Source organism: Ideonella sp., from assembly GCF_041918995.1.
Classification (GTDB): domain Bacteria; phylum Pseudomonadota; class Gammaproteobacteria; order Burkholderiales; family Burkholderiaceae_C; genus Ideonella.
In genome coordinates, this window is record NZ_JAYRUN010000005.1 from 228,899 (window position 1) to 248,543 (window position 19,645).

Consider the following 19,645-nt stretch of genomic DNA (forward strand, 5'->3'; position numbering starts at 1 on the left):
GGCCCCGAAACCCCCGGGCGTGCCCGGTGTTTGGTCCGGGGCGGCTTGCGGGCGGCCGGCGGCTGGCCCACCATGCGCGCATGCCGGCGTGGTGGTCCTGCACAGAGGGGGTCTGTCCATGGAGGTCGACGCGTTCGAACTGACGGGTGCCCGCGCGCAGCACCCGGTGTCCCACGACAAGCGGCGCGGCCGCAGCGCGCAGGCGTGGTTCGAGCGCCTGCTCGCCCGGGCGGACATCCGCGTCGGCGGCGAGCGCCCCTGGGACATGCAGCTGCTGGGCCCGAACGTGGCCGAGCGTGTGCTCGCGCAGGGCACCGTGGGCCTGGGCGAGAGCTACATGGACGGCCACTGGCGCGCCGAGCGGCTCGACGAGTTCTTCCACCACCTCGTGCGGGCGCAGATGACGCTGCGCGAGCACGGGCCTGCCGCCGGCACCCGGCCACCGGTGTGGCACCTGCTCAAGGCGCGCTGGCTCAACCGGCAGACGCGGCGGCGCGCGTTCCAGGTGGCTGACGCCCACTACGACCTGGGCAACGACTTCTACGCCGCCATGCTCGACGCGCGCATGGCCTATACCTGCGGCTACTGGGCAGACGGCGCCAGCACGCTGGACGCCGCGCAGGAGGCGAAGCTGGAGCTGGTGTGCCGCAAGCTCGGCCTGCGGCCCGGCATGCGCGTGCTGGACATCGGCTGCGGCTGGGGCAGCTTCATGCAGTACGCCGCCGAGCGCCACGGTGTGCAGTGCGTGGGCATCACCGTGTCCGCCGAGCAGGTGGCGCTGGGCCGGGAACGCTGTACCGGCCTGCCGGTGGCCTTCCACCTCATGGACTACCGCGACCTGCCGGCCCGCCTGCCCGGGCTGCTGCCTGCGCCGGGCCCCGGCGACGGCCGCTTCGACCGGGTGGTGAGCCTGGGCATGTTCGAGCACGTGGGCCACAAGAACTACGCCGCCTTCATGGACGTGGCGCTGCAGGTGCTGGCGCCCGACGGCCTGCTTCTGCTGCACACCATCGGCCGCAACGAGCAGGGCGAGGGCACCGACCCCTGGATCGACAAGTACATCTTCCCCAACGGTGAGCTGCCCACGGTGGCGCGCATCGGCCGCGCCTGCGAGCAGCGCTTCGTGGTGGAGGACCTGCACAACTTCGGCGCCGACTACGACCGCACGCTGATGCACTGGCACGCCAACGTGGAGGCGGCCTGGCCGCGCTTCGCGGACCGCCTGGGCGAGCGCTTCCACCGCATGTGGCGCTACTACCTGCTGTCCTGCGCCGGCGCGTTCCGCGCGCGCGACATCCAGCTGTGGCAGTGGGTGCTGTCACCGCACGGCGTGGCCGGCGGCTACCGGCGGCCGGCCTGAGGCCAGCCCCGCTGCCGGCTCACGGCGTCTGCACGCGCGGGTCGAACTTGGCGCGCTCCAGCGCGAAGAAGGTCTTCACGTTGCGCACGTTCGCGTCGGCGGTGAACAGCCGCTGCGTGAAGGCATGGAAGGCCGGCATGTCGGCCGCCCAGGCCACGAGCACGAAGTCGGGGCCCGGCGACACGCGCCAGCACTGCTGCACCGCGGCGTCCGCCACGGCGCGCGCCTGGAAGGCCGCCTGCGCTTCGGCGCCCTGGCGGTCCAGGCTCACCTCGCACAGCGCGCTCAGGCCCCGGCCGGCGAAGCGCGGCGCCAGCAGGGCGGTGAAGCGCTGGATCACACCCGCCTGCTGCAGCCGCTTCACGCGGCGCAGGGTGGTGGCCGGCGAGGCCCCCACCGCGTCGGCCAGTGCCTGGTTGGTGAGGCTGGCGTCGCGCTGCAGGTGGTCCAGCAGGCGCCAGTCCAGGGCATCGAGTTCGACGGAAACTTCCGCGATGGAACCGTCTGTGGAAGAAGATTGCATGGTGCCATGATGATGGCAGAAGATTTCATTCGCGTCCGATGATTGGAAGCCTTCCCCATTGCCTCCTGCCTAAGATGCCGCCATTGCCTTGAATCGGAGCTTCTGCCATGTGCGGCATCGTCGGCGCGGTCAGCGCGAAGAACATCGTTCCCGTCCTCGTCCAGGGCCTGCAGCGCCTGGAGTACCGGGGCTATGACTCCTGCGGCGTGGCCGTGCACCAGGGCGGCGCGCTGCGCCGCAGCCGGTCCACCGCCCGCGTGGCGGACCTGCTGGCCCAGGTGCAGGCCGACGAGGTCATCAGCGGCACCGGCATCGCCCACACCCGCTGGGCCACCCACGGCGCGCCGGCGGTGCACAACGCGCACCCGCATTTCTCGGGCCGTGATGCCGCCAGCCCCCGCATCGCGCTGGTGCACAACGGCATCATCGAGAACCACGACGAACTGCGTGCCGAGCTGCAGGCCAAGGGCTATGTCTTCGAGAGCCAGACCGACACGGAGGTGATCGCCCACCTGGTGGACCACCTCTACGACGGCGACCTGCTGGAGGCGGTGCAGCGCGCGGTGGTGCGCCTGCACGGCGCCTACGCCATCGCCGTGTTCTGCCGCGACGAGCCGCAGCGCGTGGTGGGCGCGCGCGAGGGCTCGCCCCTGGTGCTGGGCGTGGACGAGGCCGGCGGCGCGCGCTTCCTGGCCAGCGACGCCATGGCCCTGGCCGGCGTGACCGACCGCATCGCCTACCTGGAAGAAGGCGACGTGGTGGACCTGCAGCTGGGCAAGCACTGGGTGACGGCCCGCGACGCGCGCGACGGCCAGTTCCGCCCCGTGCAGCGCGAGGTGAAGACGGTGCTGGTGGCCAGCGGCGCCGCCGAGCTGGGCCCCTACCGCCACTACATGCAGAAGGAGATCTTCGAGCAGCCGCGCGCCATCGCCGACACGCTGGAGGGCGTGGAAGGCATCACCCCCGAGCTCTTCGGCGACGGTGCCTACCGCATCTTCCAGGAGGTGGACCGCGTGCTCATCCTGGCCTGCGGCACCAGCTACTACGCCGGCTCCACCGCCAAGTACTGGCTGGAAAGCATCGCGAAGATCCGCACCGACGTGGAGATCGCCAGCGAGTACCGCTACCGCGACAGCGTGCCCGACCCGAAGACGCTCGTCGTCACCATCAGCCAGAGCGGCGAGACGGCCGACACCCTGGCGGCACTGAAGCACGCCCGCTCACTCGGCATGGTGCACACGCTGACCATCTGCAACGTGTCCACCAGCGCCATGGTGCGCGAATGCGCCCTGGCCTACGTGACGCGCGCCGGCGTGGAAGTGGGCGTGGCCAGCACCAAGGCCTTCACCACCCAGCTGGCCGGCCTGTTCCTGCTGACGCTGGCCCTGGCCCAGGTGCGCGGCCACTTGAGCGACGAGCAGGAGGCGGCCCACCTCAAGGCCATGCGCCACCTGCCCGTGGCCCTGCAGGCCGTGCTTGCGCTGGAGCCGCAGGTCATCGGCTGGGCCGAGGCCTTCGCGCGCAAGGAGAACGCGCTGTTCCTGGGCCGCGGCCTGCACTACCCCATCGCCCTGGAAGGCGCGCTCAAGCTCAAGGAGATCAGCTACATCCACGCCGAGGCCTACCCCGCCGGCGAGCTGAAGCACGGCCCCCTGGCCCTGGTGACCGCCGAGATGCCCGTGGTCACCGTGGCCCCCAACGACACCCTGCTGGAAAAGCTCAAGAGCAACCTGCAGGAAGTGCGCGCCCGCAAGGGCGAGCTCTTCATCTTCGCCGATGCCGACACCCGCATCGAGCCCAGCGAAGGCCTGCACGTCATCCGCATGCCCGAGCACTACGGCCCGCTCAGCCCCATCCTGCACGTGGTGCCGCTGCAGCTGCTGGCCTACCACACCGCCTGCGCGCGCGGGACGGACGTGGACAAGCCGCGGAACCTGGCGAAGAGTGTGACGGTGGAGTGAGCCAGGCGGCGGGCGCTGCACGTGTTCCTTGCCATTAATGTCTGAGACATGCCATTGGAGTCTGAGACATGACATTAAAGTCTGAGACGCTGTACGGCCAAGACTTTGAAGCAACTGCGACTCATGCGACGTGATCCATTCGGCTCGTGGGACCGCGGCCGAATCGAGGGCCCCGCCTGTATGCAGCTGGTAGCTGCTGGAGCCAATGTCACTGAGCTGGGCCGAACCCTGTCCAACCGGGAAAGGCAGCTTTGAGCCGGTCCACGGTGTGCCGCCACTTGGGCGTGGTCGGCTGGCATACCGTGTTCTGATTGCCGAACAGGCCGACTTCATTGACGGCCTTGTTCTCCGGCACGGTGTCAAGCCATCGTACGCGAACGAAGTACTCGGCACGCTCAGGATCCTCAGCCGTGAGTCGGTATTTCTCGGCGTGCTTCAGCCGGCTGTGCTCCCGGTCAATCCAGATCATTCGTCTCGCTCCTCCTCGATTGCGGCTACCGGCGTTCGACGCTGGCACACAAGGCGAGAGCGCATCCAGCTGCTGGATTTCGTCCGGAACCGACTTCTCATCACTCATTCACTGCTGTGCAGTCGCCCGGGACATCCTCAACTGAACTTGCCGAACCCGGGCGAGTGAGCGGCCGACGGGCCCGCATCCAATTCAGCCCAGGGCTGGTGTCGAGCGAGAAGCTCACGGCCGGTGTCATGCTGCAACTCCTGGACGGCTCGGTCGTTGGCCGAGCATTGGTCGGCGATAGGTCCGGGTCCCTGGTTCCCCCCTTCGAGACTGCCGAACTCGTGCGCGAGGATGCCTTCACGGCTCAGAGCGTCGAAGCTGCGGCCGCGTTCCTGCTCCAGGAGCAGAGCGCCTTGCACCAACTGCTGTCGGCTTACTCGTTGCCGCCTCAGCAGCGGGCATCGAACATTGCGAGGCGTGTCAGGCAGCAGGTGAAGGGCAATCCGCGCACAGAGCACTTGGTGCCGCGCTTCAATCGGCCGCTGAACATTGTCGACAACAGCCAGCCGCTTCGCGTCGACTTCCTCGGTCGGAACCTCGCGTGCTACTTCATGCAACTGACCGAGAGCCAGCGAGGCATCGAAGGAAGTGCCCAGCGGGCCTTCGGCAGGCTCTACGAGCTTCAGGCACTACGCCGTTTCGTGAGCCAGCGACCCAAGGTCATCGGGCTGCTGCTGGAAGAGAGGCCCGGGTCGTTCGAACTGGTCCTGGTCGGCAATCATCGCCATCGCCGTGAGGCGACAGGTACTCGCGCAAATTGAGGCCCTTGCCGATCAAAGAGACGTCCGGATGCGCCCCGTACCCGACGTCAGTGCTGCGGCGGCGCACGTGGCGCGTGCCGAGCGGAAGTAGAGCTACCCCTCGATGGGCCGAAAGTACCCGCGGATAGAGCGCTCGTCCCGTACCACCAACTGGATGTGGCTCTTCTCGGTAAACAAGGTTCCCGGGTAAAGGTTATCGCCCTCACTGAACACCGACCGGATGGTGTCGTACGGCGTCAAACCTTCTGTCTCTCGGAGCGTGTGCATGAACTCGATCACCGCGCAGTCCAACTGGCGGCGAGGCTTGTCTTGTCCTCCGGCGTTCGTCGGCATCGGAACCCCGGCAGACGTCGAAGCTTGGGTCAGAAGGTCATGGGCCTGGCGAAGTTCGCTGAGGAAGGCGCGGTCGTGCAGCGTGCCGCAGTAACCGAGGTCGATGATCGCGCCCACCACCGCGGGCGTCTCTACTTTGCCGCTCGAGACGGACGGGTTGTCCCGAACGAACTCGGCCCATTCCATGGCACGCTTTGGACTCGACTCCCAGAAGTAGATGCCGTTGCCGAGCCAATCGTAGCGGTTCGTGCTGTGGCGAAGATGCGGCTTGCCGGCACCTGCGAGCACTCGCTCTGCAACGGATTTGTCGCAGCCGTGAAACCCAAGGACAAAGCTGGGCTGGAACTTGTAGAGGTCCCACATACGGCCGGGCCAGCGCTATTCAGCCCTTGAACCGTTTCGTAAGTTTTCCAGTTGCAGTCGCGATGCCAGCGCTCTGCAGCGTCTTGAGGGCGAACGCCGGGTCACTGCGAAGCTTCGCTTTGAGCTTGGCAATGTCGGGCTTCAGGGCCGGATCGCTGAGGCGCATCACACCAAGGCCGGTCTGCGTTTGGACCCCGAGCGACCCCAGACCAGCAGCTTTCCTGCTAGACAGCACTTTCAGTCGGGTCTTCGTCGCGGTCTTGGTGGCGGTCGTCATCGTCATGGTCCCCGTTCAGTCCTCCGCTGCGGCGCAGCATTTTTGACATGGAGAGTGTCACACGAAGGCGAGCGCCAAGGCGATCCTGTCGTTAACCGGATGGGCAGTACGCACGGGACTGCCCGCCCCAGCTGTTGTAGGCGCCCGTCGGCGACCTCGGTGTGCGGGCGGGCGGCAGCTCTGCCCCCGACCAAGGCCCAAGCACGCTCCTGTCCGAGGCGGGAGCGTCATAAGGACGTCCCGAGCGCGTTCACCTTCGTGCTCGAGCCAAGGCTGCAACTTCCGCCAACCGCTCGACGGAGAACTTCCATGACGCCGGAATCTCATCCACGGTTCCCGCACCGTGGGCCCGGGAAGTCCACTGCTTACGTTCATAGAGGATCGTGTCGCCGCGGCCGGCGGCGGTGGCCTTCATGCGATCCGCGATGTCCTGCGGGGTGGCAAGGTACATGCGCGGGAGTTCGTGGATCGCCGTGCCCTTGAACTGCACGAGGCAGAAGACGGTCTTCTTGCTGTGCTTCAGCAGCCAGGCGTCGATCGCCGCGTGGTAGTCAGCATTGGAAAGGTGGGATTGGGTCAGGCCCCAGCTCCCGTCTTTGCTGCCCTTCACGGACACCTTGAGCATCGTGTCGCCGTCGACGGCCACCAGGTCGTACTCGGGCTGGTTGGCGCCGTACTGGACCGAGATGTCCCATCCACAGCGGCAGAATTGAGCGGCAGCGAAGGCCTCCGCTGCTGTCGCGACTTGCCAGGAACTTTTCATGCAGGCGATGCTAGCCGGCGTCCATACGCGTGTCTCAGTCTTTGCCGGCGCAGGCATGAAGGCCTAGCCTGTCGCATAGAGTTGCCCAAGGACCGCCGAAGAGCGGCGAATTAGGAGGGAGATGGACTATGGCCCCCATGTTCACGCTGCCGGCGCTCGCAGCGGCGATTTGCCTGAGCGCCCATGTAGGGGCAGCTTCGCAGAATGTCTACCAATGCAAGGACAAAGCCGGAAAGACGGAGTTCCGGGACTACCCCTGCGATCAATCTCGCCCGGCCACACGAACTTCGCCCCCATCTACTTCACCGCATATTGAGGCCGCACGCTCCAACCGGCAGGGCTTGGATCCCCGCACAGGTCTCCCAAGGAACCGGGCTGATTACGAGCAACTGCTCAAGACGTGCGAGGGATTGCTCGGCAGGGACGCAAAGGCTAGAACGCAGGCCCAGTGGGCATCCATGAGGTGCGATCGGGTAGAGGAGTTTGAGATCTGGCGGTCTCGAAATGGAGCTGCGCAGCGACCTCCGCAGCGAGCGGCAGTTGCGGACGACGATTGCCACAAGGTGGGCATTCAAAAGCCGCAGCCATTCATGGGTACAGCGAAAGAAGTCATTCATTTCACTGACGGCTCCATCTGGAAGGACGTCAGCTACAAGTACCTGTACCTCTACGCCTATTCGCCCACAGTGATTCTTTGTCGCACTGAGGGCAAGATGATCCTGGGCGAGCACACGTTCACACTGATTCGTTTGAAGTAAGGCTGCGTGCGCGCTTTCGACCCGCGTCGCGGACTTTGTTGCCGCCCGCAAGTGGCGGCTGAACTCGGAAGGCCGTTTGTCGCCGACTTTGGCAAGTCGCTACCGCGCTAGCTTCCCGGGAGCCCTGTCGCAGACTTTGTTGCCCGTGAACACACGCCCGTCCGCCGCCTACCGCGCATGCATCGGGGTACCCCCCCATCCTGTCGGGCATGAGGCGACGCTCCTCTGGCGCCTGCGCGTGCCACCCTCGCACGCCTGAGTTCGCACAGGCGACTGCCGTCGTGGCATGCCCCTGCCGTCCCGTGCCGCTGACGCTGTGCTGACGCACGCTGCCTAAGCTGATGCAGCAGGTCAATGGCCTGCCACCCGGGCCGTCTGGCCGGGCGTTTCAGCCCTTCCCATTAGGAGACGCGTGATGAGCCGTTCGACACTGCCGATGATCTTCCGCGCTGCGGCGCTCGCTGTGGCGGCGGGCATGGCCCCGGCCGCCTGGGCCGACGACGATGCCAACGACTGGCGTAAGGGAAAGTGGGTGCAATGGATCTACTCCATCCCCGCTTCGGTGAACCCTCTCACCGACACCACCGGCGAGCACTGCATGGTCGGCCAGAACGGCTCGACGTGGTACCTCGCCTCGCACTCGGGCGGCGGCACGGTCAGCCGCAGTTGCACCATCCTGCAGGGCGTCAAGTTGCGGTTCCCGGTCGCCGGCAGCAACTACGTCTATGCACCCGGCCACTGCGGCGACGTGGACGGCATCTCGGACAGTGAGCTGCGAGCCATCATCGCATCGGTCACCGACAAGCTGAAGGTCACGGTTCGGCTCAATGGCCAGCCGGTGAAGACCCAGCGGGTGCGCAGCAAGGTGTTCGCCACCGCGTTGCCGAGCGACAACCTCTTCGGGCCGGTCTGCGGGTCCAGTCCGGTGCCCGCCGGCCTCTACCGGACGGTGGACGACACCTACTACGGCGAGATCGACGACCTGCGGCCCGGCGTGCACACGCTGGAGCTGCTCGCCACCAACGACACCCACTTCAACCAGAACCTGGTGTATACGCTCAACGTGGTTCCGCGGCCTCGACACTGAGCGCCGCGGCGGCGCGCTCCTCCGGCCCCTTCCACTGAGGTGGTCCCACATGCCAGACGTCACGGCGGCCATCGCATCCGCGGTCGATGCGCCACGCTGGAGCCTGCACCTGTGTGGCCGGGCCCGGGTGGTGACGCCGGCCGGCGCCTGCGTGGGGCTGGAGCGGCGCGACGCCGCCATGCTGGCCCTGCTCGCCATCGAGGGGCCGGCCGCACGCAGCCGGGTCACCGCGCTGCTGTGGCCAGACGAACCGCCGCAAGACGTGCAAGGGCGCCTGCGGCAGCGCATCTACGCGCTCAAGCGCAAGCTCGGCGTGGAGGCCATCTCGGGGTCGTCGACGCTGGTCCTCTGCCCAGCGCTCGCCTGGCCCGGCTTCGACGGCGAGCCGCTGGACGCGGCCTTGCTCGGCGAGGACGACTATGCCGAACTGCCCGAGTTCGCTGATTGGCTGAGCGCCGCACGCCAGCGCCTGCAGGGCCTGCGGCGCGAGTGCCTGGCCGGCGAAGCCTCGGCGCTGGAGCGGCAGGGCCGCCTGGCCGAAGCCATCGCCTGCGCGGAGCGCCTGCTGGCGCTGGAGCCGCTGCAGGAGCATGCGCACCGGCGGCTGATGCGTCTGCACTACCTGCGAGGCGACCGCGCGTCGGCGCTGCTTGCCTTCGATCGCTGCGAGCGGGCGCTCAAGGACGACGTCGGTGCCACGCCGTCGGGCGAAACCCTCGAGCTGTTGGCGCAGATCGAGCGCTCGCAAGCGCTGGCTGCGCCCGCGCCGCGCCGTGTGGTGCCGGTGTCGGTGCTGCGCCCGCCGCGGCTCGTGGGCCGGGATGCCGAGTGGTCGGCGTTGCAGGCAGCTTGGGAGCGCGGGGACGCGGTGGTCATCGTCGGCGAAGCGGGCATGGGCAAGACGCGCCTGGTCGGCGATCTGCTGCGGGCGTGCGCCCCGGCGCCGGGCCAGGCGCTGCAGGCGTCGGCGCGTCCGGGCGACGACCGGGTGCCCTATGCCCTGCTCTGCCGCCTGCTGCGCCATGTGCTCGCGACCCGGGCACAGGCCCTGCCCGATGGCATCCAGGCCGAACTGGCGCGCTTGCTGCCCGAGCTGGCCCCCAGCGGGCCGACCGGTGCCCACGATGGCGGCGCCGAGGCGCGCTTCGTCGGTGCGCTCGAAACGACCTGGCGCGATGCGGTGGTGGCCGGGCTGGAGGCGGTGGTGCTGGACGACCTGCACTTTGCCGACACGGCGAGCCTGGAGATGGCGCAACACCTGGCCGGTGTGCCCGGGGTGCGCTGGGTGACCGCCTTTCGCGCGGCGGAGATCGGGCCGGCGGCCCAGGGGCTGGTCGCCACGCTGACCACCCGACTGGGTGCCGCGCCCCTCGTGCTGCAGCCGCTGACCCGCGCCCAGGTGGCCGAATTGCTCGACTCCCTGGGGCTTGTCGGCGTGGGAACGCTGGATGCGGACGACGCCACCGACTTCGCCGGGGTCCTGCACCACCGCACAGGCGGCAACCCGTTGTTCCTGCTGGAAACGATCAAGGCGTGGTGCCTGCAGCGCGAGCCGGCCCACCAGCGGGCGACGGACGCAGGCCTGCTGGCGCGACTGGCGCCGAGCGCGAGCGCCCTGCGGTTGATCGAACGGCGCATCGGCCTGCTCTCGCGCGACGCCGTGCGCCTGGCGCGCTGTGCGGCCGTGGCGGGCCAGGACTTTTCGGTGACGCTGGCGGCTCAGGTGCTCGATGTCCATCCGCTGGATCTCACCGACGCGTGGGCTGAGCTCGAATCGGCCCAGATCCTGCGCGACGGTGCCTTCGCCCACGACCTCATCTTCGAGGCTGCGCGCGAATCGGTGCCTCAGCCCATCGCGCGGGCGCTGCACCGGCGCATCGCCGAGCTGATGGCGCGCCAGGGCGGTGTCGCGCCTGCTCGATTGGCCGAGCACTGGCTGGGCGCGGGCGAGGAGCTGCGCGCGGCGCCGCACCTGGCCGAAGCGGGCCGGCAGGCCCTGCGTGCACTGCGCCTGCGCGAGGGCATCGCCTACCTGGATCAGGCCCAGGAGATCCACGGACGCGCCGGAGACGCGGACGCCCAGTGCGCCTTGATCGACGAGCTGATCTCTCCGGCCATGATGGCCAGCGCGTTCGACAACGTGCAGCGTCTGGTCGAGCAGGCGGCGCACAGCGCCACCAGCGATCGCCAGCGCGCGATGACGCTGCGCAGCCTGGCGTCGCTGCTGGAGCAGCGCTGCGAGTACCAGCGCGCGACCGGCACCTGCAGGCAAGCGCTTGCCGCGGCACTCGCCGCGGGTGATCGCGCCTGCGAACTGGGGGCGCGCGCCCTGCTGGCCCAGCTGCTGTGCGAGCAGTGCCAGGCAGCGGACGCCGAGGAGATGCTGCGGCCCATCGAGTCCTGGGTGAATGGGCATGGCTGCGCGAAGCAGCAGATCGTTCACGCGGATGCGATGGCCAAGGTACTGCAGGACAGAGGGTGCCTGGCACAGGCGCTCGAGCAATGGCAGCGCGCCATCGACATCGCACGCACCAACGGCGCCAGCCACGTGCTGCCGCACCTGCTCATGGCGCGCGCGACCGCGCTCATCTTCACGGGCCGGGTCCAGGACGGGCGCGACGCGATCGTCGAGGGAAGGCAACTGCTGCAGGACATCCCTGAAGACGCGATGGTCCTCAGGTCCTTCACCATCCGCCTTCAGGTCATCGACCGGATGCTGGGCCACTACGCCTCCTCCTTGACGCTCGGCGAGCGCGTGCTGTCCGATCCGGGGGCGGGGCCGGCGGAGTGGGAAGAGGCGCGCCTCCCGCTGGCCTTTGCCTACTGCGACCTGGGACAACCCATCCGCGCGCGTCGTCTGCTGGCGCAGGCGCAGGCGCCGGCGGGGTCCTACATGGCCCTGTTCTGGAAGGAGGTGGGTGCCCAGGTCCCGCAGCCAGGTGCACGGCTCGAAGAAGCCTGTCGCCAGGCGCTCGATGCCGCGGCCGAGGCCGCCAGCCATTGGGCGGGTCGAACCCTGCTCACCGCCTGGCGGATACAAGCCCGCCACGGGCAGGACGAGCTCGCCGTGGCGGCGGCGCGGCTCGGCGTGGAGTTCACGTCGACCAGCGGCATGCACGGCCAGCAACTGGTGTTTCAGGCACTGCTGGCGCAGCGCCTGGCCAGGCTCGGGGACACGGCGCAGGCGGTGTGGCTGGCCCGGGACAGCTGGCGGTTGATGGCCGACCATTGCCCTGGCCTGGTCTACCGCGGGGTGGTCTGGCGCGCGCTGATCGAGGTGCTCGAGCCCCGCGACACCGCGCTCACCCGTGAAATTGCCCACCACGCGGCCGACTGGATCTTCCGGACCGCTGCGGATCATGTGCCGCCGGCGTACCGCGAGAGCTTCCTGCACGGCAATCCGTTCAACGCGTTCCTGCTCGCCAAGGTGCGCGAGCCATCGCGCTGAGCGCTTCTCTGGCGCGCGGAAGCACTCGCCTTCCGTGACTGGCCGTCGGCGCCTAGGCGCCGGCTGGCCTCGGCATTCGCCGCCCAACGGCCGGTGCGACACTGGCGCAGCCCCAAGAATCCCCCCGGCGGACACCATGCCACTGCCTGTGCCCCGACTGCTTGCCACCCTCGAGCAACGGCTGTGGCGGACGCTTGCCCGGCGCGCTGCGCAGCGCTCGGGACAGCAGCCCACGGCCCGACCAGACGAACCCGCCCCCCGTGACGGGCAGGCGGAATGGATGCGGTGCCACGATCCGCTGACGGGCCTCTACTGCCGTTCGGCGTTCATGGAGAGCGTCCAGCGGCTTCTGGCGCGCGGGGTCTCCGGCTCCATGGCGATCGTCGACCTGGACCACTTCAAGAAGGTGAACGACGAGCACGGGCATGATGTCGGCGACGCGGTCTTGCAGTGCATGGCGTCGCGGATACAGGCCAGTGTGACGGCGGATGTCACGGTGGCGAGATGCGGTGGCGACGAGTTCATCCTCTTCATGCCGGGGACCGTGGTGCACGCCCGGTCGGGGCTGGAGCGTGCGCTGGCCGCTATCCGGCAGCCCGTTGATGTCGACGGCAAGGAGATCAGAGTCACCGCCTCCATCGGCCTGACGCCGCTGCGACTGGTGGCCGGCGCTCCGGACGCGTCGCGGCTTCACGCCCGGTTAGACCGGACCTTGTCCTCCGCCGACATGGCGATGTATGTGGCCAAGAGCGAGGGCCGGGATCGTCTGCGGGAGTTCGACGACGAGATCGCGGGCGTCGCCACCGCGCGGCGGGAACTGGCCAAGACCGTGGCGACGCTCAGCGAGCGCAATCGTGCGCTGGAAGAGCAGGTGGAACTCGATGCACTGACCGGCCTGCGCAGCCGCCGCGCGCTGGATGCGGTGTTGCCCACGGCGTGTGGCGGAGCCGGGGCGCAGGCCCGGCGGTTTGCCGTGATGTTCCTGGACATCGACCATTTCCACGACTACAACCACCACCATGGCGATCACCAGGGCGACGAGGCACTGCGCCGGGTCGCTCAGCTCGTTCAGGCGGCCGCTCGGCGGGGCGATCTCGTCTTCCGCAAGGGCGGGGAGGAGTTCGTGGTGGTGCTGCCGGACACAGGTGACGCGGAGGCGCGCCTGGCCGCGGAACGGATCCGGTCCGCCGTCGAGCAGGCGGGCATTCCGCACCGTGCCTCGCCCACCGCGGCGGTGATGACGATCACCGTGGGCGTGGCAGCGTCACAGGAGGGGGACCAGCCGGTGACGGTGCAGGCGCTGATGGTGCGCGCCGCGCAGGCCGCGATGCGGGCCAAGGTGCAGGCGCAGCGCAACCGGGTGCACGCGGCCTGACCTGCGTCGGGCGCAACCCCACGCCGATGGCTGGCCCGGCGCCGGGGGGCGGCTAGTAGCTCAGCTTCGGGTACCAGTCGGTCCCGCGTCCCTCGGGCGTCAGGTCCAGCACGTTCCACAGCGGCGCCAGGTCGGGCGCGCCGCGCGGGTCCTGGCCGGGGTCGGCCATCTCGCCCGTCATGCCGCCGGCCCAGAACAGGCGCACGCGGTCGCCGTCGCGCTGGAAGACCACGAGCGCGGGGTACTCGCTGCCATCGGGCTGCAGCGCGCCAATGTCGAGCGCGTAGTCGTCGCCCACGGTCTGCACGAAGCTCAGGTCGCGCCAGCCGCGTTCCACCGCGAAGGCGATCTGGCGCTCCACCGTGGAGCGGCCCAGCACCTTCAGGGCGACGCGCTGGCGGATGTCCGCGGCGTTGCCGTTCAGGCCGCCGAGCAGGTTGGTGCACATCGGGCACGGGCGCGCGCGCTGCGGCCCGAACATCCAGAAGTAGGTCACCAGCGTGTCGTGGCCGTCGAAGAGGTCGATCAGACCGACCTGCTGGCCCTGGCTGTCGATGAAGCGGTAGTCCTTTCTGATGACCGGCCCGGGCGGCAGGGCGCGACGCTGCTCCGCGACGCGGGCGAGGTGGCGGCGCAGCTCGATCTCCTCGGCCAGCAGGCGGCGGCGCGCCGCCTCGTACGCGTCGGATGCGCCGGGGAAGGGCGCGTGGCCCAGGGCGGCCAGCTGGTCCGCGGGGGTGAGGGTCGGGGGCATGGGAACTCCTGGCAGTGCACGGTGGCGTGTCCCTCACGACGTTCGAGCCGCCGCTGTCTCGACATCGGCGATCGCCGTGGTCGGCCGGGCCCCCTCACTCCGCGAACAGGGCGGTATAGCGGCGCTGCATCTCGTCCGGATCCAGCTTCTCGATCGAGTGGCCGAGCAGCCACGCATGGCCGAAGGGATCGCGCAGCCGGCACGAGCGCTCGCCGTAGAACTGGTCGGTGGGCGGCATCAGCATCGTGGCCCCGGCGGCGACGGCGCGCTCGGCCATCGCATCGGCGTCATCCACATGCAGGTGGAGCGTGCAGCCGGTGAACTGGTCGGCCTGAGGCGCGACCATGCCGTACTCGGGGAACTCGTCGCACACCATCAGCACGGCGGGGCCGAGCTGCAGCTCGGCATGGCCGATGCGGCCGGACGGTTCGACGAGGCGGAACAGTTCCACCGCACCGAACGCCTGCTGGTAGAAGGTGATCGCGGCGGGGGCGTCGCGCACCATCAGGTAGGGGAACACTTCGTGGATGGAGGGCATCGAATGTCCTTTGCTGCAGGGCGCGATCCGGTAGGCGGGCAACTGTCGTGCCGATGCGACGAGTCGCACGCCGCTGCATGCCAACAAGAAAAGCGGGGATACTTCGCACGCGAAATAATGACATCCTGTGTCGTCGGTGCCCCCATGAACCCCGCGCCCAGCCGCCCCCGTCTGGTCTTCCTTCTCACCAGCGCCCAGCGCCGCCTGCAGGCGTGGATCGCCGCCGAGCAGGCACGGGCCGCGCGCCAGCTCGGCGCCGCGCCCAGTGCCGCCCAGGGCGGCGTGCTGTTCCTGCTGGCTGAGCAGGACGGCCGCACCATGGGCGAGCTGGCCGACGCGCTGGACCTGGCGCCGTCCGCCCTGACCGGCCTGGTGCAGCGCATGGAGACCGCCGGGTGGGTGGAGCGCCGGGTGTGCGAGCGCGACACGCGGGCGCAGCGGGTCTGGTTGCGCGACGCCGGCCGGGCGGCCCTGCGGCCGCTGGGCCAGGCGGCGCGCCGCATCCAGCAGCGCCTGGCCGAGGGTTTCACCGACGACGAACTGCAGACGGTCGCCCGCTGGCTGCGCCATGTGCAGCAGCTGGGCGACCCGCCCGTGGAGTGAGCGCATGAACGACCCCCGCACCGACAACACCGCGGCCACCGCCATGCGGGACACGGCGGCCGACGCCCCGCCCGACGGCGAGCCGCTCGACATCGTCTGCGAGGACGGCACGCGCCTGGCGGGCCGCTTCTTCCCCCGCACGGGCGGCGCCGAGCCCGCGCCCCGGCCGGTGCTCATCGCCGGTGCCACGGGGGTGCCGCAGCAGTTCTACCGCCGCTTCGCGGCCTGGCTGGCTGAGCAGGGGCACGACGTGCTGACCTTCGACTACCGCGGCATCGGCCTGTCGTTGCGCGGCCCCCTGCGGCAGTGCCGTGCGCGGCTGCTCGACTGGGGCCGGCTGGACATCCCCGCCGCGCTGGACGCGCTGCTGGTTCGCACGGGCGCCGCCCAGGCGGTGCTGCTGGGGCACAGTGCCGGCGCGCAGATGCTGGGCGTGATGCCCAACCACGACAAGGTGGCCCGGCTGGTGGGCGTGGCCGCCTCCACCGGCTGGTTCCGCACCATGCGGCCGGCCTTCCGGGCCAAGGCGCACCTGGGCCTGCGCCTCATCGTGCCGCTGGCCGCGCGCGTGGCCGGTTATGCGCCCACTGCCGCGCTGGGCCTGGGCGAGAACCTGCCGGCGCGCGTGGGCATCGACTGGGGCCGCTGGTGCGCCGCGGGCGGCTATGCCCGCCATGGCGTGCGCCGGCATCCCCAGTGGGACCGGCATGCGCAGGTGCGCGCGCCCGTGACCATCTTCCACGCCAGCGACGACGACATCGCGAACCCGGGCAGCGTGGCCGATCTCGTCGCCGGCTGGCCCGGCGCCCGCAGCACGGTGCGGCAGTTCCAACCGCCCGAGTACGGGTTGCGTGCCATCGGGCACCTGGACTGGTTCCGGCGCTCGCACCGGGTCCTCTGGCCGGCCCTGGCCCAGGCGGTACGCGCCGAGTGAGTGCCCGGCCGGGCCGTGGGGACGAGGACGCTACGCGGCGGCCAGCAACGTGACCAGAAGCGGACGCAGCGCGTCAACCAGCGGCGCGGGAGAGACCGGCTCACCACCCGGGTGCCAGGCGTTCTGGAACTCCGCGATCTCCAGACCGATGACCTCGGATGCGGCCAGCGCCTCGGCGGCTTGCCGGAGGTCCTCCAGCGACAATCCGGCGTCGTGCACGTAGTCCGTGGGCACGATGCCGGGGTTCAGCACATCACAATCCAGGTGCACGTACACGGGGCGCCCGGCCACCGCGTCACGCAGCTCCCGCGCGAGGCCGGGGCCAGGTGGCAGGTGGACGATCCGTCGTTGCGCGATCAGGTCCGACTCGAACGGGTCGAGGTCCCGCTGGCCCACCAGGACCAGGCGATCCGTGTCCAGACCCGCGCCGAACCCGGAGTGCCACAGCCCCAAGGGCGCGGCCAACGCCAGCCCGCCGAGATAGCCCGACAGGGTGGAGTCGGGGGTGTTGAGGTCGGCATGGGCATCGAACCAGACGACGCAGGCGCGCGGGTGGTGCCTGGCGATGACCGGCAGCGTAGCGATCGAGGCCGCACAGCGGCTGGTGGCCGCCACCACCCGGGCGCCCCGGGTGCAGACCCGCTCGAAGTGGGCGTGCAAGGCCTGCAGTGCCGGCCGGGCCGCGGCCAGTTCGGTGGCCCAGCCTTGGTTGAGGGCCGGCTCGGGCGCCCCGATCACCCGGGCGCACAGGCCGTGGGCGGCGGCCAGCGCGTTTGCCAACGCGCGCGCGCCGGGCAGGGCCAGGTCGTTGCGGTCGCCCACGCGCCCTTGAAATAGCACCAGCTCAGTTGGCATGGAGAAGGCTCCTGAAAGAAGCCGAGATCATCAATGCGCTGCGCCGGGCAGTCTTTGCATTCGCGAGTGTGCCAAGCCGCCCGCCACGCAAAATCAGTTCAGTCTTTCCCTTGCCAATGGAATGTCATGTCGAACGACGAGCTGGATGCGGCCGACCGCGAGATCCTCAGGCTGCTGCAGGGCGACGCGAGCCTGTCCAGCGCCGCCCTGGGCGAGCGGCTGGCCTTGACGGTGACGGCGTGCTGGCGCCGACGAAAGCGCCTGGAGGAACTCGGCTACATCACCGGCTACCGCGCCGCGCTGAGCCGTGCGCGGCTCGGTCTGGGGGTGCTGGCCTTTGTCGAGGTGAGGTTTGGTGACCAGTCCGGCCAGTCCCCTGAGAAATTCGAGCGTGCGATGCAAGGCCACCCGGAAGTGCTCAGCTGCCACGAGGTCTCGGGCGAGGCCGACTATCTCCTGACCGTCGTGGCCCGCGACCTGGAGGCGTATGGACGGCTTATCGAGCGGGCCGTGCGTCGCCAGCCGGGCGTGGTGTCGATCAAGTCGAGCCTGGCGCTCCGGGAAGTGAAGGCGCATGCCCAGCTGCCCGTGTGACCCCGGGGCCGCCAGGCGCCGGCAGACGCAGCTCAGTCGCCGTCGCGCACCAGCAGCAGCTTGCCGCCCCAGTGGTCGCGCACCATGCCGCCGTCGGCGAAGTTGATGCGCCAGCTGTACACCGGGTTCTCGGTCCAGTGCGTGCCCGAGTGGTAGGCCTCGGTCTGGAAGCCGCGGAATGCGGCGGTGTCGATGGCGGGGCGCTGCACGCCGGCTTCGGCCAGGCTGGCGAGTTCCTTGATGTTGGGCACGCGCCAGGCCTGGCCGGCCGAGAGGGCCTGGCCCTGCGCGTGGGCCACCGCGTCGCGGATGGTCAGGAAGGTGGTGGGCGAGCCGTTGCAGGTGCTGCCGGTCCAGGCCTGGCCTTCGGCGCAGCGGCGCCATACCAGGCCCGTGGTCCGGTCACGCAGCTCCGCGCCGGCGGCCTGCCAGCGGCGCTGGGGTGGCGTCGCGCCGCCGCGCACCAGGCGCACGGCGAACTCGCCGTACTGGCCGCCGTACCAGAGCGTGCCGCCGCTGTAGAAATTCACCGCCCAGCGGTAGGTGGGGCTGCCGCCATGCACCTCGGCGGGCGTGGACGTCCAGTGCAGCGCGGGCGGCGAGTGGGGGAACCACGCGCGGTCGAGCAGCGGGCCGCCCTCGGGCACGCTGAAGTCCATCAGGCTTTCGAGCTCACGCCGCGTGGGCAGGCGCCAGTCGGTCGCGCCGCACAGGGCGGCGGCGTTGGCCTCGGCCACGTAGGCGCTGGCGTCGCCCGCCTGGCCGTCGCCCTGGTTGCGAAAGCGCCGGCCGGCGTCGCGCGGGCCGCCGTCGCCGGTCTTGACCTCCCACATGAGACCGGTGACGCGGTCGCGCACGCAGGACCAGTCCGCGGCCTGGCGCGGCAGCGGCTCGCCATGGGCACCGGTCTTCTCGAAGCTGAAGCCGGCGTGGCCATCGCGCGCGTTCGGGCGCGCCGGGTCACGGCCGAATTCGCCGTCGTGCCCGCTGCCCGTGCAATCGGGCGTGAAGACGTAGCCGGCGTGCGGGTCGAAGACGACGCACCGCGTGAGCCCGGTGTCGTTCAGGCGCCAGCTGCCGGTGGCCGTGCCGGCCAGGGCCGGTGCGGCCGGCAGTGCGCCGCCGCACAGCGCCGCCAGCAGCGGCAGCGCGGCGCGGCACCACGCGGGGGCAGGGGATCGTCGGGGCAGGGCGTGCAGGGCGGGCATGGCGGCGTCTCGGGCAGTGGGCGGAAGGCTCGCCGCAGTATGGGCGGCCCCCGCCGTCTGCCCGCGATGCGCCGCCCCCTAGCCCAGCAGGGGGTGGCGGCCCGCCCTGTGGCAGGTGACACACCTGGCGTGTGCGGGCCTGCCGGTGCGCCCGGTCGCCCGGGCGCGCAGGCTCAGCGTCCGTCGCGGTCCGAGTCGCCGGGCATGGCGCGCTCGGCGGTGTCCTTCACGCGCTGCCAGGCATCGCGCGTGGCATGGCGGGCGTGGTCCCATTCGAGCGAGGAACCGCCGCGCGTGCCCTGCCAGTCGCGGCCGAGGTCGCCCTCGATCTCGTCGTACGGGCGGCCCGGGTAGCGCGTGTGGGCGTCCAGGCCGTGGCGGTAGGCGGGCTCGTAGTCCTCGAAGCGGGCGCCGGGCTGCACATACGGGCGGCTGCTCCAGTTGTCGCGCCAGTAGTCGTCGTGGTCGGCACGCGAGCGGCCGGCCAGGGCGCCGACGACGGCGCCGGCGGCGGCCCCGATGGCGGCGCCCACGGGGCCGGTCACGCCACCGGCCAGGGCGCCGGTGGTGGCGCCGGCGGCGCCGCCGCCCAGGGGGGCGCCCGCCCCGGCGCCCGGGGCGGGGGCAGGGGCG

Annotated in this window: 20 protein-coding genes; 10 read left to right on the forward strand and 10 right to left on the reverse strand. The window is 70.2% G+C overall.

What is annotated here, in order from left to right:
* Positions 1-118: 118 nt before the first annotated feature.
* Positions 119-1,360 (forward strand): cyclopropane fatty acyl phospholipid synthase, encoded by a 1,242-nt coding sequence (cfa, locus tag ACE3UN_RS06630; RefSeq protein ID WP_374674123.1) that lies wholly within the window; start codon positions 119-121, stop codon positions 1,358-1,360.
* A 19-nt stretch (positions 1,361-1,379) separates the two neighbouring features.
* Here cfa and ACE3UN_RS06635 read toward each other — a convergent pair whose 3' ends face one another.
* A complete protein-coding gene (locus tag ACE3UN_RS06635) occupies positions 1,380-1,883 on the reverse strand; it encodes an Lrp/AsnC family transcriptional regulator (protein WP_374674124.1) in 504 nt (167 codons plus the stop codon).
* A 107-nt stretch (positions 1,884-1,990) separates the two neighbouring features.
* Between ACE3UN_RS06635 and glmS the strand changes: the two genes are divergently transcribed.
* Positions 1,991-3,844 carry a glutamine--fructose-6-phosphate transaminase (isomerizing) gene (gene glmS, locus ACE3UN_RS06640; RefSeq protein ID WP_374674125.1) on the forward strand — a complete coding sequence of 618 codons (1,854 nt, stop codon included), beginning with the start codon at positions 1,991-1,993 and terminating at the stop codon, positions 3,842-3,844.
* A 208-nt stretch (positions 3,845-4,052) separates the two neighbouring features.
* On the opposite strand, the gene ACE3UN_RS06645 is transcribed toward glmS, so the two are convergent.
* Positions 4,053-4,421, reverse strand: a complete 369-nt coding sequence (locus tag ACE3UN_RS06645) for a hypothetical protein (protein WP_374674126.1) — start codon at positions 4,419-4,421, stop codon at positions 4,053-4,055.
* 128 nt (positions 4,422-4,549) lie between these two features.
* Here ACE3UN_RS06645 and ACE3UN_RS06650 point away from each other — a divergent pair, with 128 nt between their 5' ends.
* Complete coding sequence (locus ACE3UN_RS06650) at positions 4,550-5,122, forward strand: hypothetical protein (RefSeq protein ID WP_374674127.1); 573 nt, start codon at positions 4,550-4,552, stop codon at positions 5,120-5,122.
* A gap of 93 nt (positions 5,123-5,215) precedes the next feature.
* Here the strand turns inward: ACE3UN_RS06650 and ACE3UN_RS06655 are convergent, their stop codons facing one another.
* From ACE3UN_RS06655 to ACE3UN_RS06665, 3 genes are all read right to left on the reverse strand, one after another.
* Positions 5,216-5,818 carry a hypothetical protein gene (locus tag ACE3UN_RS06655; RefSeq protein ID WP_374674128.1) on the reverse strand — a complete coding sequence of 201 codons (603 nt, stop codon included), beginning with the start codon at positions 5,816-5,818 and terminating at the stop codon, positions 5,216-5,218.
* A gap of 19 nt (positions 5,819-5,837) precedes the next feature.
* Entirely contained in the window at positions 5,838-6,101 is a 264-nt protein-coding gene (locus tag ACE3UN_RS06660; RefSeq protein WP_374674129.1) for a hypothetical protein, read from the reverse strand.
* A gap of 244 nt (positions 6,102-6,345) precedes the next feature.
* Entirely contained in the window at positions 6,346-6,858 is a 513-nt protein-coding gene (locus ACE3UN_RS06665) for a hypothetical protein (RefSeq protein ID WP_374674130.1), read from the reverse strand.
* A 137-nt stretch (positions 6,859-6,995) separates the two neighbouring features.
* Here ACE3UN_RS06665 and ACE3UN_RS06670 point away from each other — a divergent pair, with 137 nt between their 5' ends.
* From ACE3UN_RS06670 to ACE3UN_RS06685, 4 genes are all read left to right on the forward strand, one after another.
* Positions 6,996-7,616: a DUF4124 domain-containing protein gene (locus ACE3UN_RS06670; RefSeq protein ID WP_374674131.1), complete on the forward strand. Its 621-nt coding sequence runs from the start codon at positions 6,996-6,998 to the stop codon at positions 7,614-7,616.
* A gap of 415 nt (positions 7,617-8,031) precedes the next feature.
* Positions 8,032-8,703: a hypothetical protein gene (locus ACE3UN_RS06675; protein WP_374674132.1), complete on the forward strand. Its 672-nt coding sequence runs from the start codon at positions 8,032-8,034 to the stop codon at positions 8,701-8,703.
* A gap of 49 nt (positions 8,704-8,752) precedes the next feature.
* Positions 8,753-12,151, forward strand: a complete 3,399-nt coding sequence (locus tag ACE3UN_RS06680; protein WP_374674133.1) for an AAA family ATPase — start codon at positions 8,753-8,755, stop codon at positions 12,149-12,151.
* Between the two features lie 136 nt (positions 12,152-12,287).
* On the forward strand, positions 12,288-13,526 hold the full coding sequence (locus tag ACE3UN_RS06685) for a diguanylate cyclase domain-containing protein (protein WP_374674134.1): 1,239 nt from the start codon (positions 12,288-12,290) through the stop codon (positions 13,524-13,526).
* A 52-nt stretch (positions 13,527-13,578) separates the two neighbouring features.
* Here the strand turns inward: ACE3UN_RS06685 and ACE3UN_RS06690 are convergent, their stop codons facing one another.
* A complete protein-coding gene (locus ACE3UN_RS06690; protein ID WP_374674135.1) occupies positions 13,579-14,280 on the reverse strand; it encodes a DUF899 family protein in 702 nt (233 codons plus the stop codon).
* A gap of 94 nt (positions 14,281-14,374) precedes the next feature.
* Positions 14,375-14,818: a VOC family protein gene (locus ACE3UN_RS06695; RefSeq protein WP_374674136.1), complete on the reverse strand. Its 444-nt coding sequence runs from the start codon at positions 14,816-14,818 to the stop codon at positions 14,375-14,377.
* 144 nt (positions 14,819-14,962) lie between these two features.
* Between ACE3UN_RS06695 and ACE3UN_RS06700 the strand changes: the two genes are divergently transcribed.
* Positions 14,963-15,421 (forward strand): MarR family winged helix-turn-helix transcriptional regulator, encoded by a 459-nt coding sequence (locus ACE3UN_RS06700; protein WP_374674137.1) that lies wholly within the window; start codon positions 14,963-14,965, stop codon positions 15,419-15,421.
* Between the two features lie 4 nt (positions 15,422-15,425).
* Positions 15,426-16,355: an alpha/beta fold hydrolase gene (locus ACE3UN_RS06705; RefSeq protein WP_374674138.1), complete on the forward strand. Its 930-nt coding sequence runs from the start codon at positions 15,426-15,428 to the stop codon at positions 16,353-16,355.
* 30 nt (positions 16,356-16,385) lie between these two features.
* Here the strand turns inward: ACE3UN_RS06705 and ACE3UN_RS06710 are convergent, their stop codons facing one another.
* On the reverse strand, positions 16,386-17,210 hold the full coding sequence (locus ACE3UN_RS06710; protein ID WP_374674139.1) for an arginase family protein: 825 nt from the start codon (positions 17,208-17,210) through the stop codon (positions 16,386-16,388).
* A gap of 126 nt (positions 17,211-17,336) precedes the next feature.
* Here ACE3UN_RS06710 and ACE3UN_RS06715 point away from each other — a divergent pair, with 126 nt between their 5' ends.
* Positions 17,337-17,804 carry an Lrp/AsnC family transcriptional regulator gene (locus tag ACE3UN_RS06715; RefSeq protein WP_374674140.1) on the forward strand — a complete coding sequence of 156 codons (468 nt, stop codon included), beginning with the start codon at positions 17,337-17,339 and terminating at the stop codon, positions 17,802-17,804.
* Between the two features lie 32 nt (positions 17,805-17,836).
* Here the strand turns inward: ACE3UN_RS06715 and ACE3UN_RS06720 are convergent, their stop codons facing one another.
* Together ACE3UN_RS06720 and ACE3UN_RS06725 are read right to left on the reverse strand one after the other, a co-directional pair.
* The gene (locus tag ACE3UN_RS06720; RefSeq protein ID WP_374674141.1) at positions 17,837-19,012 is read right to left on the reverse strand and encodes a DUF1566 domain-containing protein; all 1,176 of its coding nucleotides are present in this window, start codon (positions 19,010-19,012) and stop codon (positions 17,837-17,839) included.
* Between the two features lie 173 nt (positions 19,013-19,185).
* Positions 19,186-19,645 (reverse strand): hypothetical protein (locus tag ACE3UN_RS06725; protein WP_374674142.1); only part of this gene is annotated, 460 nt, incomplete at its 5' end.